This window comes from Proteus faecis (assembly GCF_030286765.1).
Taxonomy (GTDB): Bacteria; Pseudomonadota; Gammaproteobacteria; order Enterobacterales; family Enterobacteriaceae; genus Proteus; species Proteus faecis.
On record NZ_JASVWV010000016.1, the window covers coordinates 40,130 to 59,011 of the forward strand.

14 protein-coding genes, 5 tRNA genes and 1 pseudogene are annotated in these 18,882 nt (G+C 38.4%); 19 read left to right on the forward strand and 1 reads right to left on the reverse strand.

All coding sequences use genetic code 11. The features are described 5' to 3' along the window. Positions 1-311 precede the first annotated feature (311 nt). The 19 genes from gpt to luxS all read left to right on the forward strand — a co-directional run bounded on the left by gpt (position 312) and on the right by luxS (position 18,470). On the forward strand, positions 312-773 hold the full coding sequence (gene gpt, locus QSH13_RS16125) for a xanthine phosphoribosyltransferase (protein WP_006534780.1): 462 nt from the start codon (positions 312-314) through the stop codon (positions 771-773). 197 nt (positions 774-970) lie between these two features. Continuing rightward, positions 971-2,221 (forward strand): esterase FrsA, encoded by a 1,251-nt coding sequence (gene frsA / locus QSH13_RS16130; protein ID WP_109396321.1) that lies wholly within the window; start codon positions 971-973, stop codon positions 2,219-2,221. A gap of 71 nt (positions 2,222-2,292) precedes the next feature. Next, positions 2,293-2,694 (forward strand): sigma factor-binding protein Crl, encoded by a 402-nt coding sequence (gene crl, locus QSH13_RS16135; RefSeq protein WP_075672399.1) that lies wholly within the window; start codon positions 2,293-2,295, stop codon positions 2,692-2,694. Positions 2,695-2,809: 115 nt separating this feature from the next. Then, positions 2,810-3,913 (forward strand): glutamate 5-kinase, encoded by a 1,104-nt coding sequence (gene proB, locus QSH13_RS16140; protein WP_109396320.1) that lies wholly within the window; start codon positions 2,810-2,812, stop codon positions 3,911-3,913. An 11-nt stretch (positions 3,914-3,924) separates the two neighbouring features. Continuing rightward, entirely contained in the window at positions 3,925-5,178 is a 1,254-nt protein-coding gene (locus QSH13_RS16145) for a glutamate-5-semialdehyde dehydrogenase (protein ID WP_109396319.1), read from the forward strand. 144 nt (positions 5,179-5,322) lie between these two features. Next, positions 5,323-5,835 (forward strand): shikimate kinase AroL, encoded by a 513-nt coding sequence (gene aroL, locus QSH13_RS16150; RefSeq protein WP_109396318.1) that lies wholly within the window; start codon positions 5,323-5,325, stop codon positions 5,833-5,835. A gap of 103 nt (positions 5,836-5,938) precedes the next feature. After that, on the forward strand, positions 5,939-8,098 hold the full coding sequence (gene aas, locus QSH13_RS16155) for a bifunctional acyl-ACP--phospholipid O-acyltransferase/long-chain-fatty-acid--ACP ligase (protein WP_109396317.1): 2,160 nt from the start codon (positions 5,939-5,941) through the stop codon (positions 8,096-8,098). Further along, entirely contained in the window at positions 8,098-9,297 is a 1,200-nt protein-coding gene (lplT, locus tag QSH13_RS16160) for a lysophospholipid transporter LplT (protein ID WP_196544628.1), read from the forward strand. Before aas ends, lplT begins: the two co-directional genes overlap by 1 nt. Positions 9,298-9,333: 36 nt before the next feature. Continuing rightward, positions 9,334-9,840, forward strand: a complete 507-nt coding sequence (gene pncC / locus QSH13_RS16165) for a nicotinamide-nucleotide amidase (protein WP_109396316.1) — start codon at positions 9,334-9,336, stop codon at positions 9,838-9,840. A gap of 107 nt (positions 9,841-9,947) precedes the next feature. Beyond that, positions 9,948-11,018: a recombinase RecA gene (gene recA / locus QSH13_RS16170; protein ID WP_109396315.1), complete on the forward strand. Its 1,071-nt coding sequence runs from the start codon at positions 9,948-9,950 to the stop codon at positions 11,016-11,018. Positions 11,019-11,918: 900 nt separating this feature from the next. Then, a complete protein-coding gene (gene alaS / locus QSH13_RS16175) occupies positions 11,919-14,546 on the forward strand; it encodes an alanine--tRNA ligase (protein ID WP_109407144.1) in 2,628 nt (875 codons plus the stop codon). A 222-nt stretch (positions 14,547-14,768) separates the two neighbouring features. Beyond that, complete coding sequence (gene csrA / locus QSH13_RS16180) at positions 14,769-14,957, forward strand: carbon storage regulator CsrA (RefSeq protein WP_004244778.1); 189 nt, start codon at positions 14,769-14,771, stop codon at positions 14,955-14,957. 464 nt (positions 14,958-15,421) lie between these two features. Then, positions 15,422-15,514: transfer RNA gene (locus QSH13_RS16185), tRNA-Ser, on the forward strand. A gap of 9 nt (positions 15,515-15,523) precedes the next feature. After that, positions 15,524-15,600: transfer RNA gene (locus QSH13_RS16190), tRNA-Arg, on the forward strand. Between the two features lie 89 nt (positions 15,601-15,689). Continuing rightward, positions 15,690-15,766 (forward strand) — tRNA-Arg (locus QSH13_RS16195). A 55-nt stretch (positions 15,767-15,821) separates the two neighbouring features. Then, a tRNA-Arg gene (locus QSH13_RS16200) sits at positions 15,822-15,898 on the forward strand. 51 nt (positions 15,899-15,949) lie between these two features. Beyond that, a tRNA-Arg gene (locus QSH13_RS16205) sits at positions 15,950-16,026 on the forward strand. A 184-nt stretch (positions 16,027-16,210) separates the two neighbouring features. Further along, a complete protein-coding gene (gene gshA / locus QSH13_RS16210; protein WP_109396313.1) occupies positions 16,211-17,791 on the forward strand; it encodes a glutamate--cysteine ligase in 1,581 nt (526 codons plus the stop codon). Positions 17,792-17,954: 163 nt separating this feature from the next. Continuing rightward, complete coding sequence (gene luxS / locus QSH13_RS16215; protein WP_006534759.1) at positions 17,955-18,470, forward strand: S-ribosylhomocysteine lyase; 516 nt, start codon at positions 17,955-17,957, stop codon at positions 18,468-18,470. 329 nt (positions 18,471-18,799) lie between these two features. On the opposite strand, the pseudogene QSH13_RS16220 reads toward luxS, so the two are convergent. Next, positions 18,800-18,882, reverse strand: a pseudogene (locus tag QSH13_RS16220) (RNA-guided endonuclease InsQ/TnpB family protein); the annotation flags it as partial.

The window sequence follows — 18,882 nt, forward strand, 5'->3', positions numbered from 1 at the left end:
CGCTTTTTTAAGGGTTAGCTTTATTATTCTGAGCGTTATACGCCAATATAGTTGAGAATATCACTTTCTTCTGATGAATGCGTCATTCTATTCACATCTCTATCTAAGAAAGTAGATCTCTATTTTGTATTCATTTTTTATATAGTTTGTTTTTTAATCAGAAAAAGGTATTACATAAAAAAATGAGGATAATCTCACCTGTTTTCACGTTTTCTCTGGTTTTTAGGCGCTCAAATCACTATAATCTCGCGCAACCTTTTTTTCCGCAAAAAAGCTTCTCTCGAAATTCAAGTAGCTAGGATCACAATATTATGAGCGAAAAATATGTTGTAACGTGGGATATGTTGCAAATACATGCCCGTCAATTGGCGCAACGTTTATTACCAGTCGAACAGTGGACAGGCATTATTGCTGTCAGCCGTGGGGGATTAGTCCCTGCTGCATTACTTGCTCGTGAATTAGGTATCCGCCACGTGGATACAGTTTGCATTTCTAGCTATGACCATGATCATCAGCGTGACCTCAAAATCTTAAAAAAAGCAGAAGGTGATGGTGAAGGCTTTATCGTTGTTGACGATTTAGTCGATACTGGTGGTACTGCTAAAGTTATCCGTGAAATGTATCCAAAAGCGCATTTTGTTACTATCTTTGCAAAACCAGAAGGGCGTCCTTTAGTGGATGATTTTGTGGTTGATATTCCGCAAAACACATGGATTGAACAGCCTTGGGATATGGGCGTTGCCTTTATACCTCCAGTTTGTGATCAAAAATAAATTGATAGCATTTGCTTTGCTGTTTTAATTGAGATCCTCGCTTAGGCGGGGATTTTTGTTTTTACACTTCTCTCTCTTGTTATGGTGTCTTCGTGCGATTGCTTGTCGTGATACACATTGTTGTAGCCGATTTCATGCTATGATAAAGCCAGACTTTTAAGCCCCTTTATACGGTATCCACTGATTTGAAGAGTGATATGGCAAACAATACGAATCTTTCTGAAACTTTATTTAAGCCACGAGCAAAGCACGCTGAAACCTCAACGCTAATTCAGTACACCCATCCAAAATCGAATATTAATACCTATACTGTACTTAATGGTACGAGCCAGCAAAATTGGTATCGGACTATTCAACGTTTACTTTGGATTTGGCGTGGAATTTCTCCTATTGAAATAGAAGAAGTGTTAAGTCGAATTGCGGTACACGATGCTCCTCGCAGTGATGATAAATTTATTGATACCGTTGTAGGATATCGTAAAGGAGGTTGGTCATTTGAATGGTCACATCAAGCGATGATCTGGCAACAAAAAGCATTACGTGAAGAGTCTGGTGATGTCGCAGCAGAGTGTTGGTTACAAGCCGCACATCTTTATAGTATTGCCGCATATCCCTTTATTAATGGTGATTTCCTAGCGGATCAAGCTGTAACTTTATCGATGAAGGCCTTTGAAAATGCGACTAAATTTTCTTCTTTTGAAGTAAAAAAACTGACATTTAAATTAGAGGGAAAAGGGTCGACAACGGGTTTTCTGCATTTACCTAAAGATTGTAGAGGCCCTTATCCTACTGTGTTATTTTGTGGCGGGCTAGACGGCTTACAAAGCGATTATGTTAGCTTCTTCCGTGATTACCTTTCCCCTAAAGGGATTGCAATGTTAACACTGGATATGCCCGGAATTGGTTATTCAGTAAAACAAAAACTAACGGAAGATACATGCCAATTACAAGGTGACGTTCTAAAACAACTTTCTGAAGTGCCTTGGATTGATCATACTCGCGTTGGTGTGATGGGCTTTCGCTTTGGTGGTAATATTGCTGTGCGATTAGCTTATATCTACCCAAAATTAATTAAAGGTGTTGTTGCTTTAGGTCCTTTGATCCACGCTTTCTTTACTCAAGCTGAATTGCAGAAAAAGATCCCTGTGATGTACCTTGATGTATTAGCAAGTCGCTTGGGGTTATGGAATATAGATGAGAATAATCTTCGATTATCGTTGAGCAGTTATTCCTTGAAAAACCAAGGATTGATTGGCCGACGTATGCCTGTTCCTATGATGGGCGTTTATTGGAAAGGGGATGAAATGAGTCCTAAAGAGGATTCGCAGTTAATTGCTCGTTCCTCTATGGATGGTGATATTCTTGCTATTAATGACAAACCGCTTTACGAAGGTTTAGAGCTTGCGTTACAAAAAAGTGCAGATTGGATCTATGATAAATTAATATAATTAATTTTGAACAATAACTTGCTAATTATATTAGATTATATAACAGTAGAGTTTCTAAGGAGGCTGAATTTATGACTTCATCTTTGAACCCTACCCGAGGTAAGTTATTAAAGCGTTTTGCTCAAATCGGTCCTTATATCCGAGAGCAACAATGCCAAGAGAGCCAGTTCTTTTTTGACTGTTTAGCGGTTTGTGTAAATAAAAAAGTCGCGCCGGAAAAACGAGAGTTTTGGGGCTGGTGGATGGAATTAGAACGTAATAATGAACAGCTCATTTATCATTATCAAATTGGGCTATTCGATAAAAATGGTGACTGGCTTCATCAGAACATAAGTAAGAATGATGTTGTTGAGTCAATCAATGAAACACTTATTCGTTTTCATGAATTTCTTCAACTTGCGGTGAGTGAATTAGAGATGACACTCATCCCCGATGAAAAAATGAACAAATTTCCTCTTCCCATTCAGCCCTAATTTTGTGTTAGGGCAACTTTTCATAGATTTTGCGTTATGTCAGTTGGCATAACGCTTCTCTCCTGATAAAACTGTGTATTATCTTTTTAAATAATCAACAAGAATGGTAAATGTTATGAGTAGCAGCCAAACGCTGGTTGTTAAATTAGGGACAAGTGTACTGACTGGTGGTTCACGACGTCTAGATCAGTCTCATATAGTTGAGCTGGTTCGCCAATGTGCTAAACAACATGAAAAAGGTCATCGGATTATAATTGTCACGTCAGGTGCAATTGCCGCTGGGCGTGAGTATTTGAATTATCCTGATTTGCCAGCAACTATTGCTTCAAAACAGTTGCTGGCCGCTGTGGGGCAAAGTGCCTTAATTCAAGTATGGAAACAGTTATTTGCCATCTATGGTATTCATATTGGTCAAATGCTATTAACGCGTGCAGATATTGAAGATAGAGAACGTTTCCTAAATGCGCGTGATACATTACATGCACTGTTGGATAACCATATTATCCCCGTTATCAATGAAAATGATGCTGTTGCTACCGCGGAAATTAAAGTGGGTGATAACGATAACTTATCAGCATTAGCTGCTATTTTAGGTGGTGCAGATAAATTGTTATTACTGACGGATATTGAAGGGCTGTATACAGCTGATCCGCGTAGTAATCCAGATGCTAAATTGATCCCTGAAGTTTTTGATATCAATGATAAATTACGTCAAATGGCAGGTGATAGCGTATCAGGCTTAGGCACGGGGGGAATGGCTACAAAACTGCAAGCTGCGACCGTTGCAGGGCGCGCAGGTATTGATGTTGTCATCGCTGCAGGTGTTCAACCTGAAGTTATTGCTAAAGTTATCAATAATGAACCTGTTGGAACGTTATTCCATGGCTTAAAAAGCCCATTAGAAGCGCGTAAACGGTGGATCTTTGGTGCGCCAATTGCTGGTGTGATTGTGGTTGATGAAGGCGCTGAAAACGCAATTAAAGAAAAAGGTAGCTCCCTTTTACCAAAAGGTATCAAAGAAATTAAAGGCGATTTCTCCCGTGGCTGTGTTATCCGCGTGCAAAGTTTACAAGGTAAAGATCTCGCTCATGGTGTTGCTCACTATAATAGTGATGCCTTACGTCTAATTGCAGGACATCATTCACAAGAAATTAGTCAAATTTTAGGTTACGAGTATGGCAGTGTTGTCGTGCATCGTGATGATATGATTGTTAGCTAAGGAGCCTTCTGATGTTAGAACAAATGGGTAAATCTGCAAGAGAGGCCTCTTGGCATTTAGCTCAACTATCAACAGAGCAAAAAAATCAGGCATTATTAGTTATGGCTGATTTATTAGAACAACATGAAGCCTCAATTCTTGCGGCGAATGAAAAAGATATGCAAGCGGCTCGCGAAGCTAATATCAATGCCGCTATGCTTGATCGTCTATTACTTAATTCTGCACGCTTAAAAGCAATCGCAGATGATGTACGACAAGTGTGTCGCTTAGAAGATCCGGTGGGTCAAGTTATTGATGGACGTATGCTAGATAGCGGTTTACGTTTAGAGCGTCGTCGTGTGCCATTGGGGGTGGTGGGAGTTATTTATGAAGCTCGCCCTAATGTGACAATTGATGTCGCTTCTTTATGTTTGAAAACAGGTAATGCAGCGATTCTTCGAGGTGGAAAAGAAACCCATCACACTAACCAAGCGGTTGTGGCTGTTATTCAACAAGCATTAGAAAAATGTGGCATTCCTGCCGGTGCTATTCAGGCAATCAATAAGCCTGATCGTGAGTTAGTCGCTAAAATGCTAAAAATGGATGAGTATATTGATATGCTTATTCCACGTGGTGGTGCAGGATTACATAAACTTTGCCGTGAACAATCAACTATTCCAGTTATCACTGGTGGTATCGGTGTTTGTCATACTTTTGTTGATGAAAGTGCTGATTTAGAAAAAGCATTAACGGTTATCATAAATGCAAAAGTACAACGTCCTAGTGCATGTAACTCGTTAGAAACACTTTTAGTACACGAAAATATTGCAGATCTATTTTTGCCACAGTTAAGTGATGCCATGGCTACTCAAAAGGTAACTTTGCATTCAAGTGAGAAAGCATTGGTAGGGCTGAAAAAAGGCGGAGCTACTGTAGTTGATGTGAAAGATGCTGATTATTGCGATGAATGGTTGTCACTTGATTTAAATGTTGAAGTAGTGAGTGGATTAACGGAGGCAATTAGTCATATTCGTCGTTATGGTACTGCGCACTCTGACGCTATTTTAACGCAATCTATCTCTAATGCTGATCGTTTTGTTCGTCAAGTTGATTCTGCAGCTGTGTATGTTAATGCAAGCACGCGTTTTACTGATGGTGGACAATTCGGTTTAGGTGCTGAGGTTGCTGTTAGTACACAGAAACTACATGCTAGAGGCCCGATGGGTTTAGATGCATTAACGACCTATAAATGGATTGGTTACGGTGATAATACAATTCGTAGCTAATTATTAAGATGACGAAATAAGCCATACTTTCTAAAGTGTGGCTTTATTTTTTTGTTACATCAGGTATGATGTTTTATACTTTACAGCATGTAAACTTTTAATTACAACCCTAAAAGGGAACACACTATGGAGATAGTGCATTTTATGGATAGTACAATTTACCTTATTGGGCCTAGAGGTGCAGGGAAAACAACAGTAGGTAAGGCACTTTCCCTCACTTTAAATTATAGATTTATTGATACTGATGATTGGGTAACTCAAAAATATCAACAAACTATATCTTTAATGGTTCAAGAAAAAGGTTGGGATTTTTTTCGTCAAATTGAATCAGAAGCACTAATCCAAGTTAGCCAACCTAATCAAGTTATCTCAACGGGTGGGGGTATGATTTTAGCAGAACAAAATCGTGATTATATGAAATCTTCAGGTGTTATTATTTATTTACAGGCGTCTGTTGAAACTTTAGTTGAGCGTTTATCTCAAGATCCGAATGAAGCACAAAGACCAAGTTTGACGGGTAAAACGTTAGTTTCAGAAATGAATGACGTTTTGGTTAAACGTGAACCTTTATATTTACAATGTGCTGATATCATTGTCGATGCGGGATTATCTATAAACGAAATTATTGAGGTAATTCTCGCAAAACTCATGAAATAATTAAGAAGTCGTCTGATATAAAGGATAAAACAGGGAAGATCTATTTTATTTTCATCACATCCTATTTATAGTAAGGCTAATTATAGCAAAATGAGATATGGATATGATGTTGATAGCGTTTTTTAAAACACTATTTAAATTCTTATTTAGAATAAGAATTGAAGGACTTGTTAATCAGTTTTCACAATATGAAAAATGTATAATTACACCAAATCATACTTCTTTTATTGACGGTATATTATTACGTTTATTCCTGCCTATTAATCCCGTGTTTGCTGTTTATACCTCTGTTGCTTCTGCAAAAACGACAAAATGGTTAGGTCGTTATGCTGATATTGTACCTTTAGATCCCGCTAATCCAATGGCTGTGCGCCAATTAGTTAAAGAAGTGGATAAAGGTCGTCCAATTGTGATCTTCCCAGAAGGAAGGATCACTGTAACAAATGGTTTGATGAAAATTTATGAAGGTGCTGCTTTTATTGCCGCAAAATCAGGCGCTAAAGTTGTTCCTGTTAGAATTGAAGGCGCTGAATTCAGCTATTTTTCACGAGTACGTAAAAGTTTACGAGTAAAGTCTCAATTCTTTCCTAAAATCACTATCAAAGTGCTTCCTGCCGTTGATTTACCGATGCCAAAAGCTGAAAAATCTTCTGAGCGTCGCCGATTAGCAGGTGAAGCGATGCGTGACATCATGATGGAAGCCATCATGCAAACACGCCCTAATCTTACGTTGTATGAAGCATTTTTACAGGCAATGTCTCAATATGGCCGATTTAGTCCACTAATTTCTGATATCAGCTTAAAAGAAGACTCTTATCAAGGGTTACTGAAAAAAACGTTAGGGATCAGCCGGTTGATTGAACGCTACACGGAGCCGAAAGAGCGTATAGGTTTACTGCTTCCAAATACAACGGTAACTGCAGCTGCACTATTAGGTGCCACTATGCGTCAACGTGTTGTGGCAATGCTTAACTACACGGCAGGTAGTTTAGGTGTACAAAATGCGATGAAAGCCGCATCAATCAAAACCATCTTTACATCACGCCAGTTTTTAGAGAAAGGGAATTTATTACATATTCCTGAGCAAACCCCTGAAGCTAATTGGATTTATCTTGAGGATCTAAAAGATACTGTCACCAGTGAAGATAAACGCTGGATCCTCAAACATCTCATTACGCCTCAAAAAGCGATGTTACCGCAAGATGCACATGATGCAGCCGTTATTCTATTTACATCAGGTTCAGAAGGGACGCCCAAAGGCGTTGTTCATAGCCATTCAAGCTTATTGGCTAACGTTGATCAAATTCGTGCTATTGCTGATTTTTCGCCAAAAGATAAATTTATGTCAGCATTGCCGTTATTCCATGCATTTGGTTTAACCGCTTGCTTGCTAACCCCAATTTGTTTGGGTGCACGCGTTTTTCTTTATCCCAGTCCGTTACACTATCGAGTTGTACCCGAATTAGTCTATGACCAAAACTGTACAGTGTTATTTGGAACATCAACCTTTTTAGGAAACTACGGAAAATTTGCTCATCCTTATGATTTTGCCAGAGTGAGATATGTGGTTGCTGGGGCTGAAAAACTCTCTGAATCAACACGTGTTTTATGGCAAGAGAAATTTGGTATTCGTATTTTAGAAGGTTATGGCGTAACAGAATGTGCACCAGTTGTGTCAATCAACGTGCCTATGAGTGCTAAAGCTCATACAGTAGGGCGTTTGTTACCTGGTATGGAAGGGCGTTTAATTCCAATGAATGGTATTACTGATGGCGGTAGACTACAACTACGTGGCCCTAATGTAATGATGGGGTACTTACGAGTAGAATCCCCTGAAAAATTGGAAGCCCCAGTCGCAGCTAATGCTGAAGGCATTGATGAGGAAGGTTGGTACGACACTGGTGATATTGTTGCTATCGATAGTGAAGGTTTCTGTACAATTAAAGGGCGTGTTAAACGCTTTGCAAAAATTGCTGGTGAAATGGTTTCTCTCGAAGGTGTTGAGCAACTTGCACGTAAAGCATCTCAAGGTGAGCATGCGGTTGTATCAATAAGTGATAAACGCCGAGGTGAATCATTAGTTCTTTTTACAACAGATAAACAATTAGATCGTAGTGTATTATCAACACTGGCAAAATCTGAAGGTATTGCCGAAATCGCTGTACCAAAAGACATTCGTTTTATCAAAGAGATTCCTGTCTTAGGAAGTGGAAAAACGGATTTTGTTTCATTGAAGAAACTAGCTGAACAGGAAAATAATTAATGCCAGAGAATATTAGCCAGCCTCCTTTAATGAGTAGGGGAATGAAAGCGGTACTTTTATCACAATTTCTTTCTGCTTTTGCCGATAATGCCTTACTGTTTGCCATTCTTGCGCAGTTTAAATCGTCACTGTATCCAGAGTGGAGCCAACCTGTTTTACAGATGGTCTTTGTGCTGGCTTTTATTCTTTTAGCTCCTTTTGTAGGACAGTTTGCTGATCGTAATCCTAAAGGTAGGGTAATGCTCAGCGGTAATCTGTTAAAATTTGTAGGTGCATTTCTTATCTGCGTTGGCTCTGATCCTTTTCTTGGTTATGCCCTCGTTGGAATTGGTGCCGCTGTTTATTCTCCGGCTAAATATGGCATTTTAGGTGAATTAACCGATGGCGAACGTTTAGTTAAAGCAAATGGTTTAATGGAAGCTTCTACTATTGCGGCTATTTTATTGGGATCCGTCATTGGTGGTTTACTCTCAGATTGGAGCATTGTTTTTGCATTAGGTGTTTGTGCTACAATGTATGGTTTAGCGGTATTTGTTAACTTTGGTATACCTAAATTATCAGCTGCTCAAATTGGTCGTGGTTGGAACATTAAAAAAATGTTTACACAGTTTCTTGAGGCTACACGAACTTTATGGGCTGATAAAGAAAGTCGCTTTTCTTTAGTAGGAACCAGCATGTTTTGGGGAGCGGGAGTAACATTGCGCTTTTTACTTGTGCAGTGGGTACCTATTGCTCTAGGTATGACTGATAATACAACCCCGACTGTATTAAATGCGATGGTTGCTATTGGTATTGTGGTCGGTGCCGGATTAGCTGCTAAATTTGTGACTCTGAAAACAGTACGTCGCTGTATGCCTGCGGGTATTTTAATTGGTCTTGGTGTTGTTTATTTCTCATTGCAAACCTCAATTATTCCATCCTACTTAATTCTTATCATCATCGGTGTTTTTGGTGGCTTCTTTGTCGTGCCATTGAATGCGTTATTACAAGACAAAGGAAAGCACAGTGTTGGTGCTGGTAATGCTATCGCTGTACAAAATCTCGGTGAAAATACAGCAATGTTATTAATGCTTGGTTTATTCTCACTAGTTACAAGCATTGGTGTCTCTGTTGTTGCTATCGGAATAGGCTTTGGGGCTATTTTTGCCCTAGCAATTGGTGGTCTATGGTTATGGGATTGCACTAGGAAGAAATCTTAAACAGTGAGATTTATAATAGAGGTTAGATGAACCTTAATGATAAATGACGATGAAATGACCCGCCTAAGTATTGAAATGGGTAAAGCATTACTTGAAAAGAAGCGTACGATAACAACGGCTGAATCTTGCACTGGCGGATGGATTGCGAAAGTTATCACTGATATTGCAGGAAGCTCTGAATATTATCAGCGTGGCTTTGTAACATATAGCAATGAAGCAAAGCATGAAATGATAGGTGTTGATGAACAAACTTTGCTTAAATATGGTGCGGTGAGTGAGGAGGTTGTTCGTCAAATGGCTAAAGGGGCGCTGATAAAAGCTAATGCAGATTTTGCAGTGTCTGTTAGCGGTATTGCAGGCCCCGGTGGTGGTAGTGAAGAAAAACCCGTTGGTTTAGTTTGGTTTGGCTTTGCAATGAAAACATCAACAGGTATTCAAACTACGGCAACACACTGTATATTTAGTGGTTCTCGAGATCAAATAAGAGCTGAATCTGTTATTTTTTCTTTAAAATCAATTCTTAAAGAAATTATTAATAATTAACTTGATACTGTATGATTATACAGTATAATGAGTTTCAACAAGCAAAATCATATACGTTTTAATGGTAGTGACCCATTTTTATGCTTCACTGCCCAGAGGGAGATAACATGGCTATTGATGAAAACAAGCAAAAAGCATTGGCCGCAGCACTTGGTCAAATTGAAAAGCAATTTGGTAAAGGGTCTATCATGCGTCTGGGCGAAGATCGTTCCATGAACGTTGAAACCATCTCTACTGGTTCTTTATCATTAGACGTTGCTTTAGGTGCTGGTGGTTTACCACGCGGCCGTATTGTTGAAATCTATGGCCCAGAATCTTCTGGTAAAACAACATTAACACTACAAGTTATCGCAGCTGCTCAACGTGAAGGCAAAATTTGTGCATTCATCGATGCTGAGCACGCATTAGATCCTATCTATGCTCAAAAACTAGGCGTAGATATTGATAACTTGCTGTGTTCTCAGCCTGATACTGGTGAACAAGCCCTAGAAATTTGTGATGCGTTATCTCGCTCTGGTGCTGTTGATGTTATCGTTGTTGACTCCGTTGCTGCTTTAACACCAAAAGCAGAAATTGAAGGTGAGATTGGTGATTCACACGTTGGTTTAGCTGCTCGTATGATGAGCCAGGCTATGCGTAAATTAGCGGGTAACTTGAAGAATTCCAACACGTTGCTTATTTTCATCAACCAAATTCGAATGAAAATCGGTGTTATGTTTGGTAATCCAGAAACCACAACAGGTGGTAATGCACTTAAATTCTACGCATCTGTCCGTTTAGATATTCGTCGCATTGGCTCTGTTAAAAACGGTGATGAAGTTGTTGGTAGTGAAACACGCGTTAAAGTGGTGAAAAATAAAATTGCAGCACCATTTAAACAAGCTGAATTCCAAATTATGTATGGTGAAGGTATCAATACCTTTGGCGAATTGATTGATTTAGGTGTGAAACATAAATTGGTAGAGAAAGCTGGCGCATGGTATAGCTACAATGGTGAGAAAATTGGTCAAGGTAAAGCCAATGCAACAACTTACCTAAAAGAACACCCTGAAATGTACGATGAGTTAAACACTAAACTTCGTGAAATGTTATTAAATCATGCAGGTGAATTTACTAGCGCAGCTGATTTTGCTAATGATACTGATGGCGCTACAGATAGCGAAGAAACAGAAAAATAATTTTTACCAATGCCTAAATTGCACATTGAATGTGTATTAAAACATATTACGATTATTGTAGTTGTAAACCATTAGTCAATTAATGTGATTTAACTCACTTAATAAAGGAAGCTCTAAAACGGCTTCCTTTTTGCTATATGTTGCATCTTTTATTCAAAATAGAGTTAAAATTAGTCTTATTCTGTTTTCTTTCCATGAAAAATAGCCTTTAACACTACTTTATTTAATATAACGATATTTTTTACTAACTTGTTTTTGATAGTTATATGAAATTTTATATAGTGAAATTTTGGTGATATATCCTTGTTAATAAAAAATAGAAATAAGAATCATTACGATAATCTGGTTGCACCAGATAATAATTAATTGACATATAAAGATAAATATCTTCAATATATTTGGATCTGATTTAAATTATATTTAAAGGTTTGTTGAGATGTAAGTTGTGTTTTGTAGTAATAAATGCTTTTATTTTAGTAAGTTATCGCCATATAAATATATTATTTAAGTAATGGTGCTTATGTATTTATTACTAATGGCCATGAGAAAAAGAGATTATTTAAAGAAAAAAACGTATATCGAGTCATCTCATAAAAAAGCAGTAATAACAAATACTTTTTAATAATTACAAAATGAAAATACTTTAAGTTGCTAACATTTTCCAAGATAATTGCTCTTAAATAGAGAAAAGTCCCATTCTCAGATAACAATCCCACTTTCAGAAAAAAACTAGACGATTTACAATGTCAACACGAATAAGTTTATCGGGGGTTTTACTTCTGACTGAAGAAATTCTATCTTATCCCTACTTATGTATTCGTTGGCTAAGTAGAGGTAATAATAAACCTCCTCTAACTAGATTTCTAATTTCTGTTTTTCCAGCTTGATTTCGGGATAATTATGAGCAAAAGCACCGCTGAGATCCGTCAGGCGTTTCTCGACTTTTTTCATACTAAAGGACATCAAATAGTACCTAGCAGTTCTTTGGTTCCAAATAACGATCCAACATTGCTGTTTACAAACGCAGGGATGAACCAATTCAAAGATGTATTTCTTGGATTGGATAATAGACCTTATTCCCGAGCGACAACCGCGCAACGCTGTGTGCGCGCTGGTGGTAAACATAACGATTTAGAAAATGTGGGTTATACCGCTCGTCACCATACCTTTTTTGAAATGCTAGGTAATTTTAGTTTTGGTGACTATTTCAAACATGATGCAATCAATTTTGCTTGGGAATTATTAACAAGCGAAGAGTGGTTCAATCTACCTAAAGAAAGACTTTGGGTAACGGTATATGCCACAGATGATGAAGCTTATGATATTTGGAATAAAGAAATTGGTATTCCAGCAGAAAGAATAATCCGTATTGGTGATAACAAAGGCGCACCATTTGCATCAGATAACTTCTGGCAAATGGGGGATACAGGCCCTTGTGGACCTTGTACTGAAATATTTTATGATCATGGTGACCACATTTGGGGGGGACCTCCAGGATCACCAGAAGAAGACGGCGATCGTTATATTGAGATCTGGAATATCGTCTTTATGCAATTTAACCGTAAGTCAGACGGTACAATGGATCCGCTACCAAAACCTTCTGTTGATACGGGGATGGGCTTAGAGCGTATTACAGCTGTTTTACAGCATGTAAATTCTAACTATGATATTGATTTATTCCGTTCATTAATTGAATCAGTTGCTAAAGTAACTAATGCATCGGATTTAAGTAATAAATCATTACGCGTTATTGCAGACCACATTCGTTCTTGTTCATTCCTTGTTTGCGATGGTGTGATCCCTTCTAATGAGGGCCGTGGATACGTATTGCGTCGTATTATTCGTCGTGCAGTACGTCATGGTTATATGCTTGGTGCAAAAGATACTTTCTTCTATAAGTTAGTCGCTCCATTAATTGAAGTTATGGCAGAGGCTGGTGAAGAATTAAAACGTCAACAAGCTATCGTTGAAAAAGTATTAAAAACGGAAGAAGAGCAATTTGCTCGTACATTAGAACGCGGTCTTCAATTATTAGATGAAGAACTTGCTAACTTAACAGATGACGTTCTTCCAGGTGAAACAGCTTTCCGTCTTTATGATACTTATGGTTTCCCTCTTGATTTAACTGCCGATGTTTGTCGTGAAAGAAATATCAAAGTTGATGAAAAAGGCTTTGATGTTGCGATGGAAGAGCAGCGTAAACGTGCTCGTGAATCTAGTGGTTTTGGTACTGACTATAACAGTTTAATCAAAGTGGATAGCCGTAGTGAGTTCTCTGGTTATGATCATGATGAACAGCAAGGCACAATCACCGCTATTTTCCATAATGGACAAGCTGTCACTGAATTGAAAGCAGGCGAAGAAGGTATTATCTTCTTAAATAAAACGGCATTCTATGCAGAGTCTGGTGGACAAGTTGGTGATAAAGGTGTTTTAACAGGTAAAGATAGCCTGTTTGAAGTCACAGATACGCAAAAATACGGTAAAGCTATTGGTCATATTGGTAAAGTTAACGTAGGGTCATTTATTGTTAACCATAAAATTAATGCCACTATCGATATTGCTCGCCGTGATGCTATTCGTTTAAATCACTCTGCGACGCACTTATTGCACGCAGCATTGCGCCAAGTTCTGGGTACGCATGTTACTCAAAAAGGCTCTTTAGTTAATGATAAATATCTGCGTTTTGACTTTTCTCATTTTGAAGCAGTTAAACCAGAACAATTACGAAAAATTGAAGATATTGTCAATGCGCAAATCCGACTTAACTCACCAGTTGTCACTGAGTTAATGGATCTTGAAGATGCGAAAGAAAAAGGTGCGATGGCACTCTTTGGTGAAAAATACGACGAACGAGTTCGTGTTTTAACAATGGGTGACTTCTCTACTGAGCTTTGTGGTGGTACTCACGCTTCTAGAACGGGGGATATTGGTTTATTCCGCATTGTCAGTGAGTCAGGTACTGCAGCTGGTATTCGTCGTATTGAGGCAATTACTGGTATTACAGCAATTGAGAGTATTCATGAGCAATCAGATCTTATCTCTCTTGTTGCACAAGTTCTAAAAAGCGATGGAACAAACTTGGTCGAAAGAATCAAAACAGTCCAAGAAAAATATCGTTTATTAGAAAAAGAACTCCAACAACTAAAAGATCAGCAAGCTGCCCAAGAGAGTTCCTCTTTAGGTAGTCAGGCTAAAAACGTGAAAGGTATCAAACTTTTAGTTCGTGAGCTTAATGGTGTTGAGCCAAAAATGTTAAGAACAATGGTTGACGATTTAAAAAATCAATTAGGTTCTGCAATTATTGTGCTTTCCACTATTTCTGATGGTAAAGTGAGCTTAATTGTTGGGGTCACTAAAGATTTAACTGCTAAAGTTAAAGCAGGTGAGCTAATTAGTTTTGTAGCACAGCAAATTGGCGGTAAAGGTGGCGGTCGCCCTGATATGGCTCAAGCTGGTGGTACTGACGTTGAAGCTTTACCAGCTGCTTTGGCAAGTGTTGACGAGTGGGTTGAATCGCATCTGTAAGCGATAGAAACCTGAAAAAAGGCGTTATCTCTGTTTTTTATAGGGATAACGCCTTATTGAGATATTGTTAATCCGTTAAATAATCAATCACTAAATTTATATTTTGTTATGAAGTATGAGTTACTTGTGATAAATAAGGGTTATACGAATTGACAATGTATGATGGATAATGGCCGGGAAATTCTAGAGACCCGACTCTTGTAAATTTTCAAGGAGCAAAGAATGCTTATTCTAACTCGTCGAGTTGGTGAAACGCTTATGATAGGCGATGATGTGACCGTAACCGTTTTAGGGGTTAAAGGTAATCAGGTACGGATTGGCGTAAACGCACCTAAAGAAGTATCTGTCCATCGTGAAGAGATCTATCAACGAATTCAGGCCGAGAAAACTCAGCCTACTGATAACTACTAAATTAATTCCTATTTTAGTTAGTCACAATTCATTCGTGAGCGTCCACACTTTTGCCGGGTTTGGGCGCTTTTCTCTTTATAAGACTTTTGATTCCCTTCTTTGTTCCTATCTTCGCTCTCCTTGAGCTGTATTTATTATTACACTATCCGTTTATTCTGATTGACAGAATTGAAACTCTTTTTACCTCTAATCATTCGATTCATAATTATTTGATGTGTGAATGAATTTATTAACTAAGAGAATAAAATACTTGAATGATTTTTCATCAGCGATATCATTGTGTTTAGGACTTTTTTAGCCAATCTTGATGATAAACGCATCAGTTTGTTTGTGAAGTGTTCAAACAAACCTATATTCGTAAAAAGTTGAGAAAAATTGTTTGACTTCTTAGGCTGAGAAAGTAATATGTGCGCCACACAGAGACGAGATGTTCAGTAAGAACTTCTTCGAGTGGTTCTAAATATGGTGAGATGGCCGAGAGGCTGAAGGCGCTCCCCTGCTAAGGGAGTATGCGGTCAAAAGCTGCATCGAGGGTTCGAATCCCTCTCTCACCGCCATTTAGACTTGCATCCTTAGCTCAGCTGGATAGAGTACTCGGCTACGAACCGAGCGGTCGGAGGTTCGAATCCTCCAGGATGCACCATATTCCAACCCCATGATTAAAGTATGGGGTTTTTATTTTGGTGCAAATGGTGAATAATTTGCATTAAAAGAGTAAAGTATTAAAACGGCGCATCCTTAGCTCAGCTGGATAGAGTACTCGGCTACGAACCGAGCGGTCGGAGGTTCGAATCCTCCAGGATGCACCATCTCATTACTCAGATTGCCAATTGCAATATGAGCAACTAGAAAAATAACTACAATGCATCCTTAGCTCAGCTGGATAGAGTACTCGGCTACGAACCGAGCGGTCGGAGGTTCGAATCCTCCAGGATGCACCATCTTTTATTAGATAACTTAGTTTTATTCTTTCTAGTAAAAACGTCAGACCTGCATCCTTAGCTCAGCTGGATAGAGTACTCGGCTACGAACCGAGCGGTCGGAGGTTCGAATCCTCCAGGATGCACCATCTTAAAAGCCTCGCAATAGCGAGGCTTTTTGCTTTCTACTATTCTATTATTTCTCATAAAGTGATGTTTTTGTTTAGCACCAACTAACAATGCTAATATCATCTAATAAGCGACAATTTAGTGACTTTGCGATAAAGTAACTCCTATCTATTTACTAACATCAATCAACGCGGGAGGTCACCTTTGATCCCGGACGTATCAAAAGCGCTTTCTTGGTTAGAAGCACACCCTAAAGTTTTATGTGGCATCCACCGTGGTATAGAGCGTGAAACTTTAAGAGTTACGCCAGAAGGCAATTTAGCATCAACAGAGCATCCTATTTCATTAGGTAAATCATTAACTCATAAATGGATCACAACTGATTTTGCTGAGTCTCTATTAGAGTTTATTACACCTGTTGATGACAACATTGCACATACCTTGCATTTTTTAGGTGATTTACATCGCTATACAGCACGTCACTTAGATAATGAACGTATGTGGCCTATGAGTATGCCTTGCTTTATTGAAGCGGAAGATAAGATTACGCTGGCTCAATTTGGCACATCGAATGTTGGGCGTTTTAAAACACTTTATCGTGAAGGGCTTAAAAATCGTTATGGCGCGTTAATGCAAACTATTTCAGGTGTGCATTACAACTTTTCATTACCTATCGAATTTTGGCAAGCATGGGCTAATGTAAAAGATGAAGAGAGTGGAAAAGAAGCGATTTCTGACGGTTATTTACGTCTTATTCGAAATTACTATCGCTTTGGCTGGATCATTCCATTCTTCTTTGGTGCATCACCCGCAATTTGTGGATCTTTCTTAAGAGGAAGAGAAACAAATCTACCATTTGAGAGTACGTCTAAGGGGGCGAAGTATTTACCTTATGCAACTTCATTACGTTTAAGCGATTTAGGATATACCAATAAATCCCAAAGCGATTTAGATATCACCTTTAATCACCTTGAAACTTATGTCAAAGGGCTCAAAAAAGCGATTCATAAGCCTTCTGAAGAGTTTGCTAAATTAGGTATTAAGAAAAACGGTGAGTATATTCAGTTAAACACCAATGTGTTGCAGATTGAAAATGAACTCTACGCACCTATTCGTCCTAAACGTGTGGTTAAAGGGGATGAATCACCTTCTGATGCGTTATTACGCGGTGGTATTGAATATATCGAAGTTCGTTCACTTGATATCAATCCATTTACGCCAATTGGTGTTGACGAAACTCAAATTCGCTTTCTTGATTTATTCCTGATTTGGTGTGTATTAGCGGATGCTCCAGAAATGAGTGCTTCTGAATTAGCGTGTTGTCGTTCAAATTGGAATAACGTTATTCTAGAAGGACGTAAGCCAGGTCAAGTTATCGGAATGGGATGTGGTGAAAGAAAAGAGCCACTAGCGCAAGTTGGTAAAGCCTTATTTGCTGATTTAAAACGCGTTGCAAATGTTCTTGATTGCTGTTCTGGCACTAAATATATGGAAGTTTGTGTTAAGTTAGAGGAAATGTTTGATAATCCTGAATTAACTTTCTCTGGCAGACTTTTAGACAAAATTAAAACGCAAGGCATTGGTGGTTTTGGCTTGTCTTTAGCTGAAGAATATTACCAAGAATTAATTAAAACACCTTATGAAACGTTAACTGATGAAGCTTTTGAACATGAGAGAATTTCATCCATAAAACGTCAAGAAGAGTTAGAAAAGAGTGATACCATTTCTTTTGATGAGTATTTGAAGATCCATGCGGGGACTAACACCGATAATGTGACTTCCTAAACTTAGATAGAAAAAAGCCACACTAAGATTTGTGTGGCTAAAAAAAATTCTATAGAGAAATAGGGATGATAACAATTGCGCGTATTCGTTACTAAGACCGCGCTACTTGTAGAAAGTTTCATTTTTTCTTAAAAATATTTAAATTTTTCTTAGGAGGTTTTTTATGCCTTTATTGGATAGTTTTACTGTTGACCATACGCGTATGTCAGCACCTGCTGTACGTGTTGCTAAGACCATGAAAACGCCATCAGGTGATACGATTACGGTATTTGATTTACGCTTTACTGTACCAAATAAAAAAGCCATGCCTGAAAAAGGAATTCATACTCTAGAGCACCTGTTTGCTGGATTTATGCGTAATCATCTTAATGGTAATGGGGTTGAGATAATTGATATTTCCCCAATGGGATGCCGTACAGGCTTCTACATGAGCTTAATTGGGCAACCTGAAGAGCAACGTGTAGCTAATGCATGGAAAGCCGCAATGGAAGATGTTTTGAAAGTAAAAGATCAAAACCATATCCCAGAACTAAATGTATACCAATGTGGTACCTATGAAATGCATTCGCTGACAGAAGCACAAGATATCGCACGTGATATTTTATCTCATAGCATTGGTATTAATCATAACGATGAATTAGCGTTACCTGAAGAGACGTTAAAAGAGCTACATATCTAAGTTATCGCTAATTTATAATCTTAGGGGATAATAGATCAGGAAATTCGCATTCTGATTTATTATCTCTTTTTTATTTTATCCCTTTTGTTATTTTTCTTTTCTCTATTTCATTGTTTTATTTTCTTATCTTCTTGTATTGTTAGCACGGTAATGGATTAAATTTATGCTTAATACACGGAGTACATTTCTATTATGGAATATTACAAATTCTCATCACCAAAATTAGTACTAGAGTTTTTTGTTCGAGAATTTTATTTTGTAGGTAAAGGAACATTACGGACACAATTTCGTGACTGCTCCCCGCCCTGTCGGGCGAGGCTTCCCACTTCTTAGACCGCAACCGTCTGTGTGACGGATTTACGCTGGCCTCCATGGGCAGAAACGACGAGTCCCGCCGCTTGTAATTCCAGTA